At 63.6% G+C, this 20,583-nt stretch carries 17 protein-coding genes; 9 read left to right on the top strand and 8 right to left on the bottom strand.

Translation table 11 applies throughout. From position 1 onward, the window contains the following. Positions 1-126 precede the first annotated feature (126 nt). The 5 genes from ACW9UO_RS07910 to ACW9UO_RS07890 all read left to right on the top strand — a co-directional run bounded on the left by ACW9UO_RS07910 (position 127) and on the right by ACW9UO_RS07890 (position 6,739). Positions 127-876 carry a uracil-DNA glycosylase gene (locus ACW9UO_RS07910; protein WP_457088420.1) on the top strand — a complete coding sequence of 250 codons (750 nt, stop codon included), beginning with the start codon at positions 127-129 and terminating at the stop codon, positions 874-876. After that, the gene (locus tag ACW9UO_RS07905) at positions 873-1,166 is read left to right on the top strand and encodes a hypothetical protein (protein WP_457088419.1); all 294 of its coding nucleotides are present in this window, start codon (positions 873-875) and stop codon (positions 1,164-1,166) included. Before ACW9UO_RS07910 ends, ACW9UO_RS07905 begins: the two co-directional genes overlap by 4 nt. After that, entirely contained in the window at positions 1,163-1,705 is a 543-nt protein-coding gene (gene moaB / locus ACW9UO_RS07900) for a molybdenum cofactor biosynthesis protein B (protein WP_457088418.1), read from the top strand. Before ACW9UO_RS07905 ends, moaB begins: the two co-directional genes overlap by 4 nt. 92 nt (positions 1,706-1,797) lie before the next feature. Continuing rightward, positions 1,798-3,258 (top strand): efflux RND transporter periplasmic adaptor subunit, encoded by a 1,461-nt coding sequence (locus ACW9UO_RS07895; protein WP_457088417.1) that lies wholly within the window; start codon positions 1,798-1,800, stop codon positions 3,256-3,258. Between the two features lie 64 nt (positions 3,259-3,322). Further along, a complete protein-coding gene (locus ACW9UO_RS07890) occupies positions 3,323-6,739 on the top strand; it encodes an efflux RND transporter permease subunit (RefSeq protein ID WP_457088416.1) in 3,417 nt (1,138 codons plus the stop codon). Positions 6,740-6,968: 229 nt separating this feature from the next. On the opposite strand, the gene ACW9UO_RS07885 is transcribed toward ACW9UO_RS07890, so the two are convergent. Next, positions 6,969-7,766 (bottom strand): protein-disulfide reductase DsbD domain-containing protein, encoded by a 798-nt coding sequence (locus tag ACW9UO_RS07885; RefSeq protein WP_457088415.1) that lies wholly within the window; start codon positions 7,764-7,766, stop codon positions 6,969-6,971. Between the two features lie 116 nt (positions 7,767-7,882). Here ACW9UO_RS07885 and ACW9UO_RS07880 point away from each other — a divergent pair, with 116 nt between their 5' ends. Beyond that, positions 7,883-8,467, top strand: a complete 585-nt coding sequence (locus ACW9UO_RS07880) for a YqgE/AlgH family protein (protein WP_457088414.1) — start codon at positions 7,883-7,885, stop codon at positions 8,465-8,467. 139 nt (positions 8,468-8,606) lie between these two features. Here the strand turns inward: ACW9UO_RS07880 and ACW9UO_RS07875 are convergent, their stop codons facing one another. Continuing rightward, entirely contained in the window at positions 8,607-9,647 is a 1,041-nt protein-coding gene (locus tag ACW9UO_RS07875) for an MBL fold metallo-hydrolase (RefSeq protein ID WP_457088413.1), read from the bottom strand. Continuing rightward, positions 9,647-11,368 (bottom strand): acyl-CoA dehydrogenase, encoded by a 1,722-nt coding sequence (locus tag ACW9UO_RS07870; protein ID WP_457088412.1) that lies wholly within the window; start codon positions 11,366-11,368, stop codon positions 9,647-9,649. Before ACW9UO_RS07870 ends, ACW9UO_RS07875 begins: the two co-directional genes overlap by 1 nt. 93 nt (positions 11,369-11,461) lie before the next feature. Between ACW9UO_RS07870 and ACW9UO_RS07865 the strand changes: the two genes are divergently transcribed. After that, positions 11,462-12,412 (top strand): L-threonylcarbamoyladenylate synthase, encoded by a 951-nt coding sequence (locus tag ACW9UO_RS07865; RefSeq protein WP_457088411.1) that lies wholly within the window; start codon positions 11,462-11,464, stop codon positions 12,410-12,412. 82 nt (positions 12,413-12,494) lie between these two features. Here the strand turns inward: ACW9UO_RS07865 and ACW9UO_RS07860 are convergent, their stop codons facing one another. Next, the gene (locus tag ACW9UO_RS07860; protein ID WP_457088410.1) at positions 12,495-14,141 is read right to left on the bottom strand and encodes an electron transfer flavoprotein-ubiquinone oxidoreductase; all 1,647 of its coding nucleotides are present in this window, start codon (positions 14,139-14,141) and stop codon (positions 12,495-12,497) included. A gap of 295 nt (positions 14,142-14,436) precedes the next feature. Here ACW9UO_RS07860 and greA point away from each other — a divergent pair, with 295 nt between their 5' ends. Next, a complete protein-coding gene (greA, locus tag ACW9UO_RS07855; protein WP_457088409.1) occupies positions 14,437-14,907 on the top strand; it encodes a transcription elongation factor GreA in 471 nt (156 codons plus the stop codon). Positions 14,908-14,947: 40 nt separating this feature from the next. Next, on the top strand, positions 14,948-16,009 hold the full coding sequence (locus ACW9UO_RS07850) for a hypothetical protein (RefSeq protein ID WP_457088408.1): 1,062 nt from the start codon (positions 14,948-14,950) through the stop codon (positions 16,007-16,009). A gap of 392 nt (positions 16,010-16,401) precedes the next feature. Here ACW9UO_RS07850 and ACW9UO_RS07845 read toward each other — a convergent pair whose 3' ends face one another. The 4 genes from ACW9UO_RS07845 to fdhD all read right to left on the bottom strand — a co-directional run bounded on the left by ACW9UO_RS07845 (position 16,402) and on the right by fdhD (position 20,573). After that, positions 16,402-18,492 carry a molybdopterin-binding protein gene (locus ACW9UO_RS07845; RefSeq protein ID WP_457088407.1) on the bottom strand — a complete coding sequence of 697 codons (2,091 nt, stop codon included), beginning with the start codon at positions 18,490-18,492 and terminating at the stop codon, positions 16,402-16,404. Beyond that, positions 18,489-18,980, bottom strand: a complete 492-nt coding sequence (gene mobB / locus ACW9UO_RS07840) for a molybdopterin-guanine dinucleotide biosynthesis protein B (protein WP_457088406.1) — start codon at positions 18,978-18,980, stop codon at positions 18,489-18,491. Before mobB ends, ACW9UO_RS07845 begins: the two co-directional genes overlap by 4 nt. Next, positions 18,977-19,606: a molybdenum cofactor guanylyltransferase MobA gene (gene mobA / locus ACW9UO_RS07835; protein WP_457088405.1), complete on the bottom strand. Its 630-nt coding sequence runs from the start codon at positions 19,604-19,606 to the stop codon at positions 18,977-18,979. The genes mobB and mobA overlap by 4 nt, the downstream gene beginning before the upstream one ends. An 82-nt stretch (positions 19,607-19,688) precedes the next feature. Then, entirely contained in the window at positions 19,689-20,573 is an 885-nt protein-coding gene (gene fdhD, locus ACW9UO_RS07830) for a formate dehydrogenase accessory sulfurtransferase FdhD (protein ID WP_457088404.1), read from the bottom strand. Between the last annotated feature and the right edge of the window lie 10 nt (positions 20,574-20,583).

Genomic DNA, 20,583 nt, shown 5'->3' with positions numbered 1-20,583 from the left:
GCGTTCAATGGGGGCGGCTTTGGCGATTGCGCGATTTGGGCAGATTTTCGGGGTTTGAAGGCGCGCGGGCGTTTCCCTTTGCTGGCGCAGGGGGGTAGGGTCGGCGCGATGGAATATGGCGAATACATGAGTCTGCGCGCGGCGCTTGACTGGCAGATCGAGGCCGGGGTGATCGATGCTATTGGCGAGGCGTCGGTGGACCGTTACGCGGTTGTGCCCAAGGTTGAGGCTGCGCCGGTGGGCGCGGTTGCGCCTAGTGTTGCGCCGGGCGTGGCGGTGCCTGTGGCCAAGGCCGATCCGGTGGCGGATGCGCGGCGGTTGGCGGCTGAGGCTGGCGATCTGGCGGCGTTGCAGGCGGCGCTGGCCGGGTTTGAGCAGTGCGATTTGCGGCGCGGGGCGCGCAATCTGGTGTTTGCCGAGGGCGTACCGGGGGCGCGTGTCATGATCATTGGCGAGGCACCGGGGCGCGAGGAAGACCGCGAGGGCAAGCCGTTTGTCGGCGCGGCGGGGCGGTTGCTTGACCGGATGCTCGAGGCGATCGGATTGCGCCGGGATGAGAGCGTTTACATCACCAATGTGCTGCCGTGGCGGCCGCCACAAAACCGCGATCCGCTGCCGGGTGAGATTGCGATGATGCGGCCGTTTGTTGAGCGGCATGTGGCCTTGGCGGCGCCGGAAGTGGTGGTGCTGATGGGCAATATTGCTTGCGATGCGGGGCTGGGGCGGCGCGGGATTTCGCGGCTGCGGGGGCAGTGGGGCGAGGCGTTTGGCAAGCCGGCGTTGCCAATGTTTCACCCGGAATATCTCATTCGGCAGCCGCACTTCAAGCGAGAGGCTTGGGCGGATCTTTTGGCGCTTCGGGCGCGGTTGGGATGACGGATCTGTTGACAGATCCGTGCCGATCCATTGATGGATCGGGCGTGTTTCGTGAATTTGCGGTGCGGGAGGCTGATCTGTTGACAGATCAGTACCGATCCATTGATGGATCGGGCGTGTTTCGTGAAATTGCGATGCGGGCGGCTGATCTGTTGACAGATCCGTGCCGATCCATTGTTGGATCGGGAGCGTTTCATGAAATTGTAATGCGGGAGGCTGATCTGTTGACAGATCAGTACCGATCCATTGATGGATCGGGGGCGCGGCATGGGGTGAGGAGTGGCGCATGAGCCGGATCGACGAGAGCAGAGATTTCATCCCGGTGCGCATTGCCGTGCTGACGGTCAGTGACAGCCGGTCCTTGGCCGAGGATCGGTCGGGCGATGTGCTGGTGGCACGGATTGCGGCGGCGGGGCACCAGCTGGCGGATCGCGAGATTTTGCCGGATGAGCGCAACGAGATTGCCGCTCAATTGCGCGCGTGGTGCGCGGACCCCGAGATTGACGTGGTGATTTCGACTGGCGGCACCGGGCTGACTGGCCGAGACGTGACGGTTGAGGCGCACCGCGATGTCTATGAGAAAGAGATTGATGCCTTTGGCACGGTCTTCACCATCGTCTCGATGCAGAAAATCGGCACCTCGGCGGTGCAGAGCCGCGCCACCGGCGGCGTTGCCAATGGCACCTATCTGTTCGCGCTGCCCGGCAGTCCGGGCGCCTGCAAAGACGCTTGGGATGAAATTTTACGCCTGCAACTCGACTACCGGCACCTGCCTTGTAACTTTGTCGAGATTTTTCCCAGATTGACGGAGCATCAGCGACGGAAATAGCGGATACTCGCGTATAACTCTGGCAGCCCCCTTTCGCCTTGTCGGTGGGGCGGCCAAGTGACTTGTATCAAACGATTTTGAGGATGTCGCATATGCGGTTCCTTCGCCAAAGCCTGACTGGTCTTTTCCTGCTTTCCCTCACCTTGGGCCTTTTGGTCTATGCCGGGGCGCTTGTCCGCGAGGCTGTTGACTCGCGAATGAGCCAGGAGCGCAGGGTGCCACAGGCGCGCGAACGGGTGTTTGCCGTCAATGTGGTGCGGGCCGAGCCGGGCACGGTGACGCCGGTCCTGACCGCCTTTGGCGAGGTGCAAAGCCGCCGCGAGCTGGAAGTGCGCGCCGCAAGTGCCGGCAAGATCACCGAAATCTCTGAGAGCTTTGAAGAAGGCGGCCATGTGACCGAGGGCGCGTTGTTGGTGCAGATTGATCCGGGCGATGCGCAACTGGCGCTGAACCGAGTGCAATCGGATATCCTTGATGCCAAGGCCGAAGGGGGTGAGGCCGCCGCCGCACTTGTGCTGGCGGGCGATGAATTGGCGGCGGCGCAAGAGCAGGCGGCGCTGCGCGAAAAGGCGTTTGAGCGGCAGACCGATTTGTTGCGGCGCGGTGCGGGCACGGCGGCGAGCGTGGAAACCGCGGAACTTGCGGCCTCGACCGCGCGGCAATCGGTGCTGACCCGCAGGCAAGCCGTGGCGCAGGCCGAAAGCCGGGTGAGCCAGGCGGCGACGGCGCTGGTCCGGGCCGAAATCGCGTTGGCCGAGGCGCAACGGCGCTTTGACGACACGCGGATTACGGCGCGATTTACTGGCACATTGGCCGAGGTCAACGCCACCTTGGGTCGCTTGGTGTCAGGCAATGAACAATTGGCGCGGCTGGTCGATCCCGACGCGCTGGAGGTGTCGTTCCGGGTGTCGACGGCGCAATATGCGCGCCTGTTGGACGCGGATGGCGGGCTGCGCAAGGCTGCGGTCAAGGTCACGCTGGATGTCTTTGGCACCGGGTTGGAAAGCGATGGCGTTTTGGTGCGCGACAGCGCAGCCGTGGGCGAGGGGCAAACCGGACGCCTGCTGTTTGCTCGGCTAGACGTGGCGCGCGGGCTGAAGCCCGGCGATTTTGTCACCGTCGAGATCGAGGAACCGGCGTTGGAGCGGGTGGTGCGACTGCCGTCCTCGGCGTTGAGCGCGGATGACAAGGTGCTGGTTCTGGGCGAGGAAGAGCGGCTTGAGGATATGGAGGTCGCGCTGTTGCGCCGCCAAGGCGACGATGTGCTGGTGCGCGCGCAGGGTCTGGCCGGGCGCGATGTTGTGGCCGAACGCACGCCTTTGCTTGGGGCCGGAATCAAGGTGCGCGCCCTGCGCCCCGGCGGCGCAGAAGCGGCCCCGGAAGAGCCGGAAATGCTAGAGCTCAGCGCCGAGCGCAAGGCAAAGATCCGCGCGTTTGTGGAGGGCAACACCCGGATGCCAGAGGCCGCCAAGGCGCGCATCTTGGCGCAACTGGAAGAAGAAAAGGTGCCGGCCACGGTGGTCGCGCGCATCGAAGCGCGGATGGGCGGATGACCCAGACCTGTCCAACGCGAAAATCAAACGCCGCGCGACATCCTTGGACGAGGGAGCTTGAACCATGATCCGTGATCTGGGCCCCGGACCGGGCGGCGTTCTGAGCTATTTCACTCGCCACCGCACGTTGGCAAACCTGTTGCTAGTGATCCTTGTCGCGGCCGGATTGCTGGCCGCGCCCAAGATGCGCGCGCAGTTCTTTCCGGATGTGATCGTCGACGAGGTCTCGGTTTCGGTCAATTGGGACGGGGCGGGGGCGGAGGATGTAGACGCGGCGATCGTGCAGATCCTGGAACCGGCGCTGTTGGCGGTTGAGGGCGTGGAAAGCGCCAGCTCTACCAGCCGCGAAGGCCGCGCCAGCATCGATCTGGAGTTCGAGCCGGGCTGGGATATGGCCCGCGCGGGCGACGATGTGCAAGCGGCTGTCGATGCGATGAACACCCTGCCCGAAGAGGCGGATGACCCCAATGTGCGGCGCGGCGGCTGGCGCGACAGGGTGACGGATGTGGTGATCTCGGGGCCGGTGGCGGTGGATCAATTGGCGCGCTTTGCCGATGAATTCGTCGTGCGGCTGTTTGCCGAGGGCGTGACCCGGACGACGATCCGGGGATTGGCCGCGCCGCAAACGATTGTCGAGGTGCCCTCGGTGGCGCTGATCCGGCATGACGTGACGATGTTGCAGATCGCCAATGCCATCGCTGCCGAGGTCGATGCCGATCCGGCGGGCGATGTGACCGGGGCCAACACGCGGGTGCGCACCGGGGTGGAAAAGCGCAGCGCCGACCAGATTGAGGCGATTGCGCTGCGGTCAAATGACGACGGGTCGAAACTGACGGTGGGGGATGTGGCGACTGTTCGGGTGGAGGGGATCGACCGGGACCGGAGCTATTTTGTCGGCGAAAATCCGGCGATTTCGGTGCGGGTCGACCGCTCGGATCAGGGCGACGCGATTGGCATTCAGCGCACGGTCGAAGAGGTGGCGGCGACGCTGGAACAGATCTTGCCCGAGGGCACCAAAGTTGATCTGATCCGCACCCGCGCCGAGGCGATCACCGGGCGGCTGGACATCCTGCTCGACAACGGGTCGATGGGGCTGATCCTTGTGCTGGCGCTGTTGTTTTTGTTCCTGAATGCGCGCATCGCTTTCTGGGTGGCCGCAGGGATTCCAGTGGCGATGGCGGCGACGATTGCGCTGATGTTCGCGGCGGGCCTGACGCTCAACATGATCTCGATCTTTGCGCTGATTATCACGCTGGGGATCGTGGTGGATGATGCGATTGTCGTCGGAGAGCACGCCGATTTCCGCTATCGCCGGCTGGGCGAGGCCCCGGTGAATGCCGCCGAAAACGCGGCCCGTCGGATGGCGATGCCGGTCTTTGCCTCGACCTTGACGACAGTGATTGCGTTTTTCGGGCTGGTGGCCATCGGCGGGCGGTTTGGCGACCTGATTTCCGACATCCCGTTCACGGTCATTGTGGTGCTTTTGGCGTCGCTGGTGGAATGCTTTCTGATCCTGCCCAACCATATGGCACATGCGCTGACCCATCAGGCCAAAGAGCACTGGTACGACTGGCCGTCGCGCGTGGTCAATCGTGGCTTCCGCTGGGTCCGCGATGTGATTTTCCGGCGGGTGATGCGGGGTGTTGTCGCGGCGCGGTATGCGGTGGTGGCCGGGGCGCTTGTCCTTTTGGCGTCGCAGGTCGCGCTGTTCATCCGGGGCGATGTGCAGTGGCGGTTCTTCAACGCGCCGGAACAGGCTTCAGTGACAGGCAATTTTGCCATGGCTCCGGGGGCCACCCGCGCGGATACACTTGAAATGATGCGCGAAATGCAGCGCGCGACCGAGGCCTTGGGTGCACAATACGAAGCGGAGCATGGCCGCAATCCAATCGACTACGTTATTGCCGAAATCGGTGGTTATGCCGGACGCGGGCTGGCCGGAACCGACACCAAGGAAAGCTTTCAGCTCGGCGCGATTTCCATCGAGCTGATTGATCCCGATTTGCGACCATATTCAAGTTTCCAGTTCGTCGCGGCGCTGCAAGACGCGGTGGAACGGCACCCTCTTTTAGAGACGGTAAGCTTTCGCGGCTGGCGCTCGGGGCCGGGCGGAGATGCGTTGGATTTACAGTTTTATGGGGCCTCCTCTGAGGTTCTGAAAGGTGCGTCGGAGGACCTCAAGGCGGCGTTGGGGCGATTCCCCGAAGTCTCTGCGGTCGAAGATAATCTCGCATATGATAAGGAAGAGTTAATTCTCGAGCTCACAGCGCAGGGGCAGGCGTTGGGCTTTACCATCGATGGTTTGGGCACGGTTTTGCGCCATCGCCTGGGCGGGATTGAGGCGGCAACGTACCCCGACGGACCGCGCAGCGCGGCGATCCGGGTCGAGCTTCCCGTGGGCGAGTTGACGGCCGATTTTCTGGAACGCACCCAGTTGCGCGCGGCCTCCGGGGCCTATGTGCCGTTGGCCGATATCGTGTCCGTCAAACGGCGCAGCGGATTTTCAACAGTGCGGCGCGAGAATGGTCTGCGGCTGATTTCGGTAACCGGCGATATTGCCGAGGATGATCCGGCTAGAGCGCAGGAAATCCAAGAGATTTTGCAGGCCGAGGTGCTGCCGCGGATCGCCGAAGAACGGCAAGTCGATTACCGAATTTCCGGGCTGAGCGAGCAGGAAAACGCCTTTCTTGATGATGCGCGCACCGGGCTGATCCTCGTTCTACTGGGCATTTATCTTGTATTGTCATGGGTTTTTTCCAGTTGGACCCGGCCCTTGGTGGTGATGTCGATTATTCCCTTTGGGCTGGTCGGAACCATTTTTGGCCATCACTATTGGGAGGTTCCGTTAAGCATGTTTACCGTGGTGGGCATGTTGGGGATGACCGGGATTATCATCAACGATTCCATTGTGTTGGTTAGTACGATCGATGAATATGCAAGGGATCGTGGCCTTATTCCGTCGATCATCGAAGGCGCGGCGGATCGGTTGCGGCCGGTTTTCCTAACCACGGCAACAACAGTGCTTGGGCTGTCACCCTTGTTGTTTGAACGGTCAAGTCAGGCGCAATTTCTTAAGCCTACGGTGATAACTTTGGTCTACGGTCTCGGCTTCGGGATGGTGTTGGTCTTGCTGGTGGTTCCGGCGCTGATTGCGATTCAACAGGACTTCGGCCGGATGACGGCCACCCTGCGGCGGGGCTGGCGGTTTCGATCAGGGCGGGTGCGGGCCGCTTTGGTGATGACCACGGTGGCCGTTTTGGGGTGGCTTGTTGTGACGCTGGGGGCTGTTGCGTTCACCGGCAGGCTGCCAAGCGCGCTCGTTGCGGTGCTGCCGGCGTCGGTGACTGCGACCTTGCCGACGGAGATGGAGCTATTGCCGGCATTGGGGCTGTATCTCGCGGGGGCCGCGATGCTGGTGGTGATCGCCTATATCATCGCGGTCGTTTCGGTGGCATGGGCGCGACGGCGCGCGAAAGCCTAGCGCTCGGACAAGGGTAGGATCAGCTCAAAGTGTTTTTGCCCCGAGAGGCATCGGAACGAACCGCGAAACAAGGGAGGATATCAGAACGATACGCATCCAGCTTTCGACTGCGCAACCGTCAGAAATCTCTGCAAAAGACAGTGGAGCGTTGGGATTGAGTGTAACGAGAGTCGGGGGCATCAGTGGACTCGGGCCTTTGCGACCAAAGCTCAGTATGAAACGGATGGGATCAACCGCCGGTGCAGCCCATAATGTCCACTGCGTAATCACGCCCAAGAACTGTGAAACGCAAACCGGATCGATCCAGAGCGAAGGGCGCGCCTTCGACATGGCTCATCTCGGTCGTGGCGGTCAGCGTTTGACCCGTCCGGCGGGTTCTGGCTTCGGCCACCCAAATCGAGGGGTTTGACGGCTCGATCACTACGAACTCATTGCCGCCGGCGGGGGGCATGGTGATGTCCGCCGTAAGTTCGATCCCGCCGCGCACCGGAGACATGGTACAGGTGACTTCGCTGACATCCGCGTCACGCTTTGAAAGCGGTTGATCTGCGAGGGCCGCAACGATCCGAGGGTCACGCGTGCCGGTCGCAGTCAATTCGCCGGAAAAGCGAAGCGAGGCCGGTACGCAAATATCCTTGCACACGCCAAGCTCTATCCGGCCCGACAGCGCGATATCGCCGCCCGCGGCATCAGGGCGGATCACCAATGGGATCACCACGTCGCCGGGATAGCCGATCGACGTCATTCCGTTTTGATCCATCGCTTTGGGCGTCGGCCAGACCGGTTGAAGGCTGGCGATGTTGCGGCTTCCGGCCCAGTCGAAGCGTGGGGGAATGCCTGCGTCACCGGGGCTGCGCCAATAGGTCTTCCAGCCGGGGCTGAGATCGATGAGCAGGCCCGCCACATGGCTTCCGTCAGCCTGCTGCCATCCCGGGATAAATTCGGCGCGGGCGACTTCGGTTTGTGCCGAAGCGGCGTGCGCAACAGCGAAGGAAAGGCAAAGGGCGGTCAGGGAATGTGGCTTCATAAGATAGGAGATGCGCGAAATTGCGATGAAATCCAACTCACTTTGTGGCGAGGCTTGCGTCGGGAACTGTGACAGCCCATCTTGGATGCGACGGCAACAAGAGTGGACATCAGGTGATGAACGAGCCGCTGACAGGCACTCAAATCAACACGCTTACCGGGCAACTTCTGATTGCGATGCCGGGGATGCTTGACCCCAGGTTTGCGCATTCGGTGGTGTATCTTTGCGCGCATTCCGAAGACGGCGCGATGGGATTGATCATCAACAAACCGGTGGAGGATCTGGGACTGGGCGAGCTGTTGGAGCAGTTGGATGTGCCGGTGACGGATGATTTCGGCCCGGCCCCGCTGTATTTCGGCGGACCAGTGGAGCGGGGGCGGGGCTTTGTGCTGCACACACCGGATTATGAATCGCCTGTGGCGACGTTGCATGTTGATGATGCAATATCGATGACGGCGACGGTGGATATTCTGGAAGAGATCGGGGCGGGGCGCGGTCCGAAACGGCGCCTCGTGTCGCTGGGCTATGCAGGATGGGGGCCGGGGCAGCTTGAGATGGAGCTTGGCCAGAACGGGTGGCTCACCTGCGAAGCGGGCACCGACCTTATTTTCGGTGCGCCCAATAGCGAGAAATGGCAGGCGGCCCTGGGTGTGTTGGGCGTTGATGCGCTGGCGCTGTCCGCGACTGCGGGGCATGCGTAGGACGGCGGGTCGGTTGGCCGATCGGGCGTGGCTTTAAAGGATTTGAGCTGGTCCGGGCGATTTCGACTCGCGCCTGCGGGGGCCGATCCATTGATGGATCGGTGCCGATCTGTTGACAGATCGGGCGCGCGTCTGGGGCCTATATGGTGCGCCAGAGCCAGGCACCGTCGTCCCGCCGTGTCCGCGTGGCGCGGCCCTCGTGCCAAAGGTGAAGACAGTGGGCCATCGCCTCGACCATCGCCAAGCCATACTCGGCCTCACCAATCGAGCGCTTGAACAACGGCGGAAAACACTCGGTGGCACTGTGCGATTCGGTCAAATGCGCCGCGAGCCGGTTGAGCGCCCCGTGGTGATTGTCGATCAATTGACGCAGGCGCATCGGCAGGCCGGTAAAGGGCAGTTTGTGGCCGCCAAGCACCAGATGATCTTCGCGTGCGAGGGGCTGAAAACGCTCACAGCTTGCCAGCCAGTCGGCCACAGGATCGGCCTCGGGCTCGGTGGCATAGACACCGATATTAGACGAAATCGACGGCAGGATTTGATCGCCAGCGAGCACCAGATTGTCATCAAGGCTCCAAAATGTGGCGTGGTCGGGCGCATGACCGTTGCCAAGGCGCACCGTCCAGCGGCGGCCGCCCATCGTCACCTCTGCGCCTTCGTCCAGCCGGTGAAAGCCCAGCGGCAGCGGCCAGACCACATCAGCGAAGTTAAATGGACGCTCGGCGCTGCGTTTGGCGAGAATGTCGGCGTCCATGCCGCAGCTGCGCCAGAAGGCCAGCGTTTCGGGCGGGGCGCTTGGCTGGTCGTCCAGCGTTAGCATACGTGCCATCAGCCAGGCGGTGCGGGTCGACCAAAGGTCGGCCCCGTGTTCAGACTGAAACCAACCCGCCAGCCCGACGTGATCGGGGTGGTGATGGGTGACGACGATGCGGCCCACCGGCTTGCCCGCCAACGGGCCGGCCAGCAGTTTTCCCCAGATCGCGCGGGTTTTCTTTGACGAAAAGCCAGCGTCGATCAGGGTCCAGCTGTCGCCGTCGTCCAAGGCGTAGACATTGACGTGGTCAAGCTTCATTGGCAGCGGCAAGCGCATCCACAACACGCCCGGTGCCACCTCGATGGCGTCGCCCTCGGCGGGCGGTTCGGACCACGGATAGCGGATGCCGTAGGTGGCGCCGTCCATTACGACGCCGCCAGATCGTCCGGTGTCAGCGCATAAAGCGCAGCCGCCCCGGCGCTGGCCTGCTCAAGCAGGCTGGCGTGTTCGGGCAGCAGGCGCTCGATATAAAACCGGGCAAGCCGATTGCGACCGCTGTCGGCCCCTTCGGCCTCAGCGGCCTTGAGGTGGAAATGACCGCCCAGCACCCGCGCAAACGCCATCAGAAAGGGTACCGCACCGGCGAACCGGTTGTTGATGTCCTGCGTGTCGAGCATCGCTTCGAGGCCCTCGCGCAGAGTTTCCGACGCTTGCCAGACCGGGTCGGCCAGATCGGGCAGCGTGCTGCGCAGGCCTTCGGCGTGGGCTTCGACCTCGTCAAGCAGGGCGTGCATCGCCTCGCCGCCGTCCATCATCTTGCGGCCAACAAGGTCCATCGCCTGAATGCCGTTGGTGCCCTCGTAAATCGCGGTCACGCGGACATCGCGGTAAAATTGCGCGGCGCCGGTTTCTTCGATGAAGCCCATGCCGCCGTGCACCTGAACGCCGGTTTCCGCGACGCGCATACCGGTTTCGGTGCCAAAGGCTTTGGCAATCGGGGTGAGCAGGGCGGCGCGGGCTTTCCAAGCCGCATCGCCAGTGGCTTGCGCCATGTCGATGGCCTGGGCGCAGGCCACGGCGATGGTGCGGGCAACAAAGGTATCGGCGCGCATTTCTGCCAGCATCCGGCGCACATCGGCGTGGTCGATGATTGTGCCGGTGCCGTCTTCGACCGGCGTGCGGCCCTGTTTACGGTCGAGCGCATAGGCAAGCGCGGCCTGCGTGGCGGCTTCGGCCTGGCTCAGGCCCTGAACGCCAACGCCGAGGCGGGCGTTGTTCATCATGGTGAACATCGCGCGCATACCGTCGTGCGCTTCGCCCACGAGCCAGCCGGTTGCGCCCTCATATTCCATCACCGCGGTGGGCGAGCCATGCAGGCCCATCTTGTGCTCAAGCGAGACAACGCGCAGCGAATTGGCCTTGCCGGGGTTGCCCTCATCGTCAGGCAGGTACTTGGGCACGAGGAAGAGCGAGATGCCCTTGGTGCCGGGTTTGGCATCTGGCAGGCGGGCAAGAACAAGGTGACAGACGTTGCCGGCAAAGTCGTTATCGCCCCATGAGATATAGATTTTTTGGCCCGTCACCGCATAGGTGCCATCGCCGTTCGGCTCGGCCTTGGAGCGCAGCGCACCGACGTCGGAGCCAGCCTGCGGCTCGGTCAGGTTCATCGTGCCAGTCCATTCGCCGGAAATCAGCTTGGGAATATAAAGCGCCTTCAGCTCATCCGAGGCGTGGTTTTCCAGCGCTTCGATCTGCCCCTGGCTCATCAGTGGCGCGAGTTGCAGCGACAGACAAGCGCCAGCCAACATATCGTTGACCGCCGTGGTCAGCATCATTGGCAGGCCCATGCCGCCATGTTCGGGATCGGCGGACATGCCGATCCAGCCGCCTTCGCCAATCGCCTGATGCCCCTCGGCAAACCCGGGCGAGGTGCGGACAACGCCGTTTTCCAGCCGCGCGGGGTGCAGATCGCCATTGCGTTGCAGTGGGGCCAGTTTGTCTTCGCACAGGCGGGCCGCTTCGGTCAGCACGGCCTGCGCCATATCGGCAGTCGCCTCGGCGAATTTCTCGGTGCCGGAGACAGGCGCGAGCGGCACAACGTGGCGCAGAATCAGATCATAGTCGCGGAGGGGGGCGGAATAGGCCATAGGGGGGACTCTCTGGCAAAGGCTTTGCAATGTGATAGGTTACAGCTATACGCCCGGACACCAAAGCGGCAACCGGAACGCGGCGTCACAGATATGACAGACCAAAGTACACAGCGGCTTGATCCGGCAGAGGGCGGGCTGGCCCGCGCGGCCGAGATTTTGGCGCAGGGCGGGCGTGTCGCCTTTCCCACCGAGACAGTTTACGGCCTGGGTGCCGATGCGCGCAATGGCGCGGCTGTGGCCGGGATTTACAGCGCCAAGGGGCGGCCTTCGTTCAATCCGCTGATTGCGCATGTGGCGGATATCGCGACGGCGCAGCGGTATGTTGACTGGAGCGATGCGGCTGACCGTGTGGCGCGGGCGTTCTGGCCGGGGCCATTGACGCTGGTGTTGCCTTTGCGCGCGGATGCCGGGATTTCGCCTTTGGTCACGGCAGGGTTGTCTACTTTGGCGGTGCGGGTACCGGCGCATCCTTTGGCACACGCGCTGTTGCAGGCGTTTGACGGGCCGGTGGCGGCACCCTCGGCCAATCCGTCGGGGCGGATCAGCCCAACGTTGCCCGAGCATGTTTTGGCCGGATTGGACGGCGCGATCGAGGCGGTGCTGATGGGCGGCGGCTGTGCGGTGGGGGTCGAATCGACGATCCTTGGCCTTGCGCCGGGTCCGGTGCTGCTGCGCCCCGGCGGGCTGCCCTCCGAGGCGTTGGAAGCGCTGCTGGGCGAAGTTTTGGAGGTTGGCGGCTCGGCAGAGGCCCCGACGGCACCGGGGCAACTGCTGTCGCATTACGCGCCCGAGGCCGGATTGCGGATGAACGCCTTGGAGGCGGGCGAGGGCGAGGTTTTGCTGGGGTTTGGTGCGGTTGCGGGCGACATGACGCTGTCGGCAAGCGGCGATTTGCACGAGGCGGCGGCGGGGTTGTTCGGCGCGCTGCACGCTTTGGATGCACGCGGGGCCGGGGTGATCGCCGTGGCGCCGATCCCGGATACTGGGCTGGGCCGGGCGATCAATGACCGGCTGCGACGCGCGGCGGCCCCGCGCGATTAGGCCTGTGTTGCAGTCGCTCTAGAACATCATCCCGGATCAAGTGCCGGATGGGACGCGCGCAGTCCCCCGCGCGCGTATGCCGCTACATATTCGGATAGTTCGGCCCGTCGCCGCCCTGCGGTGTGACCCATTTGATGTTCTGGCTCGGGTCTTTGATGTCGCAGGTCTTGCAGTGCACGCAGTTCTGAAAGTTGATCACGAACTCCGGCTTGCCATCCTTTTCCACCACCTCATACACCCCGGCCGGGCAGTATCGCTGCGCCGGTTCGGCGTATTTCGGCAGGTTCACGTCAATCGGCACCGACGGATCAAGCAGGCGCAGGTGGCAGGGCTGGTCTTCTTCGTGGTTGGTGAAGGAGAACGACACGTTGGTCAGCCGGTCAAAGCTCAGCTTGCCGTCGGGCTTGGGGTAGGTGATCGGCGTGTGCTTGTCCTCGGGTTCGGTCGCCTCGGCATCGGATTTGTCGTGGCCGAGCGTGCCGAACAGCGAGAAGCCAAGTGTGTTGGTCCACATGTCGAGACCGCCAAGCGCGAGGCCCGCCGTCAGACCCCATTTCGACCACATCGGCTTGACGTTACGGACTTTTTTCAGGTCTTGGCCAATCGCGCCATCGCGCACGTCGGCCTCATAGGCGGTCAGCTCGTCGCCGGAACGGTTGGCTTTGATGGCGTCAAACGCCGCCTCGGCTGCGGCCTTGCCCGAGAGCATGGCGTTGTGGTTGCCCTTGATGCGCGGCACGTTGACCATGCCGACCGAGCAGCCAAGCAGTGCCACACCGGGCGCGACCATCTTGGGCATCGACTGATAGCCGCCTTCGGTGATCGCACGCGCGCCATACGCCACCCGTTTGCCGCCTTCGAGAAGGTCGGCCACCATCGGGTGATGCTTGAACCGCTGAAATTCCATGTAGGGGAAGAGATGCGGGTTTTTGTAGTTCAGGTGGACCACAAAGCCGACGTAAACCTGATTGTTCTCAAGGTGATAGATGAACGATCCGCCGCCAGCGTTGCTGCCCAGCGGCCAGCCCATCGTGTGGGTGACGCTGCCTTCGCGGTGCTTTTCGGGATCGATTTCCCAGATTTCCTTCATGCCGAGGCCGAATTTCTGCGGCTCTTTCCCGGCGGAGAGGTCGTATTTGGCGATCACGTCTTTCGACAGCGAGCCGCGCACACCTTCGGAGAGGAAAACGTATTTGCCGTGCAGCTCCATGCCCGGCTCGTACGAGGGGCCGGGGGTGCCATCGGAGTTCTTGCCGAACTCACCGGCGACCACGCCTTTGACTTCGCCGTTGTCGCCGTAGACCAGCTCGGAGCAGGCCATGCCGGGGAAAATCTCGACGCCCATGCCCTCGGCCTGTTCGGCCATCCAGCGGCAGACGTTGCCCATCGACACGATGTAATTGCCGTGGTTGCTCATCAGCGGCGGCATCGGGAAATTCGGCACCTTCACCTTGCCCGCTTCGCCCAGAACATAGAAATTATCGTCCTTGACCGGCACGTTAAGCGGCGCGCCCTTTTCCTTCCAGTCGGGGATCAGCGCATCAAGGCCGCAAGGGTCGAGCACCGCGCCAGACAGGATATGCGCGCCCACTTCGGAGCCTTTTTCCAGCACCACGACGTTGATGTCGGCGTCCAGCTGTTTCAGCCGGATCGCGGCAGACAGACCCGCAGGCCCCGCCCCGACGATCACCACATCATATTCCATCGCTTCGCGCGTCACGTCGGTCATGTCTTGCTCCTCCGGCCTTTGCTGCACTTGCATCATAGCTGGCAGAGTCCTGCCCGGAAATTAACGCGTGGTCAACGTTGTGCGCTGCGTCATATCCGGACAAATGCTGGGGAAATCACTCCTGTTGCATATGTTAGCGCCCAAGGTCGCGTGCTGCGGCAATCGCGCGCCTTCCCGCCGCTGGGGCCAGTTCGCCCTTGCATCCGGCGCGGCGCTCGGGGCAATGTCGACGAAACAAGCTGATTTGAAGTCGCCGCCGCCCGGCCGGGGTGAGCGGCCCTTTCTGGTAAGGCCTATGGAAAAAATACCTATGACCCGCGCGGGCCATTCCGCGCTTGAAACCGAATTGAAAAAGCTCAAGTCGATTGAGCGGCCCTCCGTGATCAAGGCGATTGCCGAGGCGCGCGAATTGGGCGACCTGAAGGAAAACGCCGAGTATCATTCGGCGCGCGAAAAGCAGGGCTTTATCGAGGGCCGGATCAAGGAACTCGAAGGTGTTTTGAGCCTGACCGAGGTGATCGACCCGACCAAACTGTCGGGATCGGTGAAATTCGGCGCAACCGTCACGGTTGTCGACGAAGACACCGATGAGGAAAAGACCTGGCAGATCGTTGGCGAACACGAGGCCAGCGTTGAAAAGGGCCTGTTGAACATGAAATCGCCGATTGCGCGGGCGCTGATCGGCAAAGAAGAGGGCGATAGCGTTGAAGTGCGCACGCCGGGCGGAACAAAGGATTACGAAATCCTGAAAATCGCCTATATTTGACAGAGCGTTTCGCACGCGTCCCTGGATAAAGAATTCGGCCATGACCGACGCCACAGCACAGTCTCAGACATCCGGCAACGGCGGCAAGGTTGCGCCGTCGGCCCCGACGCCCTTGGGCATTTATGATCGCAATCGCTCGCCTTCGGTGACGGGGATCGAGGTGACTGCCATTGCGCTGTCGCTGGTCTGGCTGTTTGGCGCGGCGGTGTTTTTCCTGCTGATCGAGCCGGGCAATGCCACCGACACCAGTCTGCGGTTTTTGATGACGTTGCTGGCGGTGTTCATGCCGGTGGGGATGATCTGGGTTGCGGCCACGGCGGCGCGGGCGAGCAAGGTGATGCGCGACGAAAGTGCGCGGTTACAGACCGCCATCGATGCCCTGCGCCACGCTTATGTCAGCCAGAGCCAGGTCGGCTCGGGGGGCAGTTCCGTCACCCGCAAGCTTGATGAGATCGCGGCGGCCCAGCGCAAGGCCGAAGCGACGATGGCGATGTTCTCGTCGACCCGCGAAATTGGTGCACATCGCAGCGCGACCTCTGCCCCTGCGGCATCCTCTGCGCCTGCCACGGCCCCGGTGGTGGATGATCAGCCGACGCTGGCGCTTGGCACGCCGGCCGAGGCCCTGGGTCCGGACTTGTCGAATGAAGATTTTATCCGCGCCTTGAACTTCCCCGAAACACCGGATGATCGCGACGGATTTTCCGCCCTGCGCCGGGCGTTAAAGCACCGGCCCACGGCGCAACTGGTGCAGGCGGCGCAGGATGTGCTGACGCTGCTGAGCCAGGACGGCATCTATATGGACGATCTGCGCCCCGATATGGCGAAACCGGACGTTTGGCGGCGGTTTGCCGAAGGCGCGCGGGGGCGGGCGATTGCCGGTCTTGGCGGCGTGCGCGACCGGTCCTCGCTGGCGCTGTCGGCGGGGCGGATGAAGCAGGATCCGATTTTTCGCGACGCAGCACACCATTTCCTGCGGGTCTATGACCGCACGTTCCAGAGCTTTTCCGAACGCTCGTCGGATGCAGAAGTGTCGGCATTTTCCAACACCCGCACCTCGCGCGCGTTCATGTTACTTGGCCGGGTGGCGGGCACTTTCGACTAAATGGACGGTTGAGGGGCCTGATCCATTGATGGATCAGTGCTGATCTGTTGACAGATCAGGCCACCGCGGGGATTAAACGGGTCGCAGAGCAGACCTGTCACAGTCCAAAGCTGGCGAAGGGCAGGTACTGTACTGGGTCACTGGGCGCGATCTCTGCCGCGTCCTGCGGGTGTACGACCGGTCGTTCCAGAGCTTTTCGGAACGCTCGTTGGATGAGGAAGTCGCGGCGTTTCCTAACACCCGCACCTCGCGCGCCTTCATATTGCTTGGCCGGGTGGCGGGCACTTTCGACTAAATGGACGGTGGAGGGGCCTGATCCATTGATGGATCAGTGCTGATCTGTTGACAGATCAGGCCACCGCGCGGATCAAGCCAGTCACAGAGCAGTCCCGTCATAACCCGAAGCTGGCGAAGGGCAGGAAGCGCACGGGATCGCCCGGCGCAATCTCTGCCGCGCCGTCGGGCAGTTCCACCAGCCCTTCGGCCCAACTGAGCCCGCTGATCCGGCCCGAGCCTTCGGAGGCAAACACCTCGGCCCGGCCGTCGCGGATGCGGGCGCGCAGGTATTCGCGCCGTCCCGGTTTCTTGCGTTTGGTAAAGGCGGCGGGCACGTCAAAGCCCTGCGGCTCTGGCCAGTCTCCCCCGGCGAGCACTTCGAACGCGGGCCGGGCGAAGATCAGCGCGCAGACCAGCGCCGCGACCGGATTTCCCGGCAGGCCAAAGACCGGCACGCCTTGCCACATTCCAAGCGCCAGAGGCCGTCCGGGTTTGACAGCGATCCGCCAAAGCTGCATCGCGCCCTGGTCGCGCAGGAGGGCGGACATGTGGTCTTCGTCGCCCGCCGATGCGCCGCCGGAGGTCAGCACCACATCCGCCACGCCTGCCGCCCGGTCGAGGGTTTGGCGCAGCACGTCGCGTTGATCGGGGGCGATGCCGAGGTCGACCGCATCGAACCCCCAGCGCCGGGCGAGCGCGAGGAGCATCGGGCGGTTGGCGTCATGGATCTGGCCGGGGGCGGCCTCTGTGCCGGGGGCGACGATCTCATCCCCGGTGGACAGCACGCCGACCCGAAGCCGCCGTCGCACCGCAAGTGTGGAATGGCCAACCGCCGCGAGCAGCGCCAGATCGGCGGGCGTCAGCCTGCGGCCTTTGGGCAGGGCGCTTTGGCCGCTCTCGATGTCTTCGCCGGCTTTTCGGGCATTTGCACCCTGTTTGAGCGGTCCATTGAGGCTAATCCGGCGGCCGTCGGTGGTGGTGTCTTCCTCCAGCACGACGGTGTCGACCCCGTTGGGCAGGGCGGCGCCGGTCAGGATGCGCAGCGCCTGGCCCTTGGGGACAGTGCCGTCAAACGGCACTCCGGCGGCGGCGCGGCCCGGCATGAGCGGCATTTGCACAGGGCCGGGGGCGAGCGGGCCGGCGAAACCGTAGCCATCGACGGCGGAATTGGCAGTGGGCGGGTTGGAGCGCAGAGCGGTCAGGTCTTCGGCCAGAATGCGCCCGTCTGCCTTGGCGAGGGGGATGTGCTCATGTCCGGCAACCACATTCAGATTGTTGCGCAGATGGGCGAGGGCTTCGTGGACCGGCGTCCAGTCCACGCCCGCCGGCAGGGCAAAGCAATCGTTGCGCAGCGGCGGTGGGGGCAGCGGAGTGGCGGCTTTGCGCAGGGCGGTTTCGTGGCCAAGCCCGAAGATCCAGCCTTCCTCGGGGGCCTTGACCGCGAGCATCTGCGCGAGGGTGTCCTGCGGCAGATTCGCGATGGCGCGGGCCAGAAGGCGGACCTGCGCGCGGTCCTTGATCTCATCCTCGGTGCGCCCGGTGGCAACCTCTTTTGCAATCAGCGAGGGCCAGACTTCGACAAACGCGAGGTCGCTGCTGAGCGGCTCGAACGGCCAGACCGAAGCGCCAAATTTGCGCCGCAGCCGGGCCAGAACCGGCAGGCCCATGATCACCTGCGAGCCGACAGCGCCGGCGCCGGCGAGTTGCCAGCAGGTGAAGGCGCCCTTGGCCTGATCCTCGCACAGGCGGCGGTCGGGAAAGGGGTTGGTGTAGGCGGTCTTGCGGCGGGGCAGGCCGGGGATGTCGCGTTTGAGGCCGTTGGCCCAGAACGGCCCGGCACCGCCAAACCGAAGGTTGATCTCCCCCGCGAGATCGAAGCGATTGTTGGTGTCGGGGGCGTCCTCGACCCGGTCGGCCAGCCAACCCCAAAGCGCGAAGGGATCGGCGGTGCCGCAGAGCGCTTGGGCAAAACCGCGCGGATAACCGAAGGGGAAATCGAAGCCGATGAACAGCCGCCGCCCGGCGGATTGTTCCTCTTCGATCAGCTTGGTCAGCGCGGTTTCAGCCACCTGCCGGTTGCGACAATACTGCGGCTCTTGGTCGATGCCGTCGCGCACCAGCCCGATCCAGATTGCGTCGGCGCAGGGCTTTGGTCCGCGATCATTGCCGCCAGACCAATCGACAACGGCAAAGCTGTCGAAGGTCACAGGGCAACCTCGTGCAGGATGAAATCGGCGATGGCGCGGGTGTCATCAAGATCGAACACAGGGCGGTTGATGTCGGGGGCAGCATCCGAGGCGACGGCGCGGATGGTGGAATCTTCGGGCGCGATCAGCGGTTGGCCGGTGGCGGCGCGGTGGGCCTCGATCTTGGGGTGGCGGTCGCGTTTGTAGCCCTCGATCAGCACGAGGTCACAGGGCGCGAGCTGTGTCAGCAACGCCTCTAGCGTCGGCTCCTCGGCATCACGCAATTCTGTCATCAGCGCCACGCGGTTGCGCGAGGCCAGCAGAACCTGCGACGCACCGGCGATGCGGTGGCGGTGTAAATCCTTGCCGGGCTGGTCGACGTCAAAGCTGTGATGGGCGTGTTTGACCGTGGAAACGGTGAAACCACGGCCAGTGATCTCGGCCACCAGACGCTCCATCAGGCCGGTTTTGCCGGAGTTTTTCCAGCCGGTGACACCGTAGAGCCTCATGCCAGCATCTCTTTCGCGCGGGCCAGATCGTCTGGCGTGTTGACGTTGAAAAACGCATCTTCGTCGGGGAACAGCGCTTCGCGGCCACCGTGGGCGTCGGTCCAGTGCACGACTTTCTTTAGCCCGCCAGTGAGCGCCGCGCGCAGATCATCGCGCAGGGCGACCGGCCAGAGGCCAAAGGTCGGGTGGCGCACATGGCCGCTGCGCGACATCGATTTGGTCGCCTCCTCGCCGCGCGGGGTGGCGGCAAGCACGAGGGGATGCTCTTGGCCTTCGCTGGTGTGCAGCAGATGCTCGACAAGGGTGCGGGGCAGAAACGGCGTGTCGGCAGCAGCGGTGACGATGCTTGTGGCACCTTGGGTGGCGGCATAATCCATGCCCGCCAGCACGCCCGCCAAGGGACCGGCGAAGTCGGGGATGGTGTCGGCCACCACCGGCAGGTCGAAGGCGGCGAACCGCTGTGGCGCGCCATTGGCGTTGAGCGCGAGGCCCGCGACCTGGGGGGCGAGGCGGGCGATCACATGGTCAAGAATGCGCGCATCGCCGAGCGGCAACAGCCCCTTGTCGCCGCCGCCCATGCGTGTGGCCAGCCCACCGGCGAGGATCACGCCGAAGGGGCGGGTCATGGCTGTGTCCTTTGCCGCGCAGTGCGACCAATTTTCTTGCAAGAAAATTCGAAAAATCGTGGACGATTTTTGCCCGTCCAGATCATAGCGTACCGCCTTTGCGGCGCTGTTTGCCGGGGTCTTCGGGCACGGCGTCGGGGTCGGCGTCCCAGATGATGCGGTCTTCGCCCGACAGGCAGACAAAGCGCTTGCCACGCATCCGCCCGATCAGCGTCAGCCCGACTTGCCGCGCGATTTCGACGCCCCAAGCCGTGAACCCCGAGCGCGAAGCCAGCACCGGAATGCCCATCAACGCCGTCTTGATCACCATCTCCGAAGTCAGCCGCCCGGTGGTGTAGAGGATCTTGTCCGCCGCGCCGACGTTCTCTTGCAGCATCCAGCCTGCGATCTTGTCCACCGCGTTGTGGCGGCCGACATCTTCCATATAAACCAATGGCTTGTCCTGTTGGCAGAGCACGGTGCCGTGGATCGCCCCGGCCTCGAGGTACAGCGACGGCGTGCGATTGATCCGCCCCGCGAGCGCATAAAGCCAGCTTGAGCGCAGCTCGGTGGCGGGGAGCTGCACATCCTCGAGCCCCTCCATCATATCGCCAAAGACCGTGCCAACGGCGCATCCGCTGGTGCGGGTCTTCTTCTTCAGCTTTTCCTCGTGGTTGGTTTCGGTCTCGGTGCGCACCACCACCACTTCGAGGTCTTCGTCATACTCGACGCCCGTCACCACATCATCGGCCTGCAACATGCCCTGATTGCGCAGAAATCCCAGCGCGAGGTATTCCGGGTAGTCGCCAATCGTCATCGCCGTCACGATTTCCTGCGCATTGAGGAAGATCGTCAGCGGGCGTTCCTCGACCACCGAAATCTCTTGGCGCTGGCCGGTGTGATCAATGCCCGACACCACGCGCGTCAGGCGCGGCGCGGCGGGATCGGGGGCGATAAGATACGGTGTGGCGTCATCGGTCAGGAGCAATTGCGTCTCG

The sequence above is a fragment of the Marinovum sedimenti genome (assembly GCF_054052205.1).
The sequence above is the reverse complement of the archived record's forward strand: the minus strand, read 5'-3'. Positions and strand labels throughout refer to the sequence as shown.

Bases quoted from the DNA above. Each gene is read 5' to 3' on its own strand.
- ACW9UO_RS07910 (WP_457088420.1), top strand. From the start codon at position 127: ATGAGTCTGCGCGCGGCGCTTGACTGGCAGATCGAGGCCGGGGTGATC.
- ACW9UO_RS07905 (WP_457088419.1), top strand. From the start codon at position 873: ATGACGGATCTGTTGACAGATCCGTGCCGATCCATTGATGGATCGGGC.
- moaB (WP_457088418.1), top strand. From the start codon at position 1,163: ATGAGCCGGATCGACGAGAGCAGAGATTTCATCCCGGTGCGCATTGCC.
- ACW9UO_RS07895 (WP_457088417.1), top strand. From the start codon at position 1,798: ATGCGGTTCCTTCGCCAAAGCCTGACTGGTCTTTTCCTGCTTTCCCTC.
- ACW9UO_RS07890 (WP_457088416.1), top strand. From the start codon at position 3,323: ATGATCCGTGATCTGGGCCCCGGACCGGGCGGCGTTCTGAGCTATTTC.
- ACW9UO_RS07885 (WP_457088415.1), bottom strand. From the start codon at position 7,766: ATGAAGCCACATTCCCTGACCGCCCTTTGCCTTTCCTTCGCTGTTGCG.
- ACW9UO_RS07880 (WP_457088414.1), top strand. From the start codon at position 7,883: ATGAACGAGCCGCTGACAGGCACTCAAATCAACACGCTTACCGGGCAA.
- ACW9UO_RS07875 (WP_457088413.1), bottom strand. From the start codon at position 9,647: ATGGACGGCGCCACCTACGGCATCCGCTATCCGTGGTCCGAACCGCCC.
- ACW9UO_RS07870 (WP_457088412.1), bottom strand. From the start codon at position 11,368: ATGGCCTATTCCGCCCCCCTCCGCGACTATGATCTGATTCTGCGCCAC.
- ACW9UO_RS07865 (WP_457088411.1), top strand. From the start codon at position 11,462: ATGACAGACCAAAGTACACAGCGGCTTGATCCGGCAGAGGGCGGGCTG.
- ACW9UO_RS07860 (WP_457088410.1), bottom strand. From the start codon at position 14,141: ATGACCGACGTGACGCGCGAAGCGATGGAATATGATGTGGTGATCGTC.
- greA (WP_457088409.1), top strand. From the start codon at position 14,437: ATGGAAAAAATACCTATGACCCGCGCGGGCCATTCCGCGCTTGAAACC.
- ACW9UO_RS07850 (WP_457088408.1), top strand. From the start codon at position 14,948: ATGACCGACGCCACAGCACAGTCTCAGACATCCGGCAACGGCGGCAAG.
- mobB (WP_457088406.1), bottom strand. From the start codon at position 18,980: ATGAGGCTCTACGGTGTCACCGGCTGGAAAAACTCCGGCAAAACCGGC.
- mobA (WP_457088405.1), bottom strand. From the start codon at position 19,606: ATGACCCGCCCCTTCGGCGTGATCCTCGCCGGTGGGCTGGCCACACGC.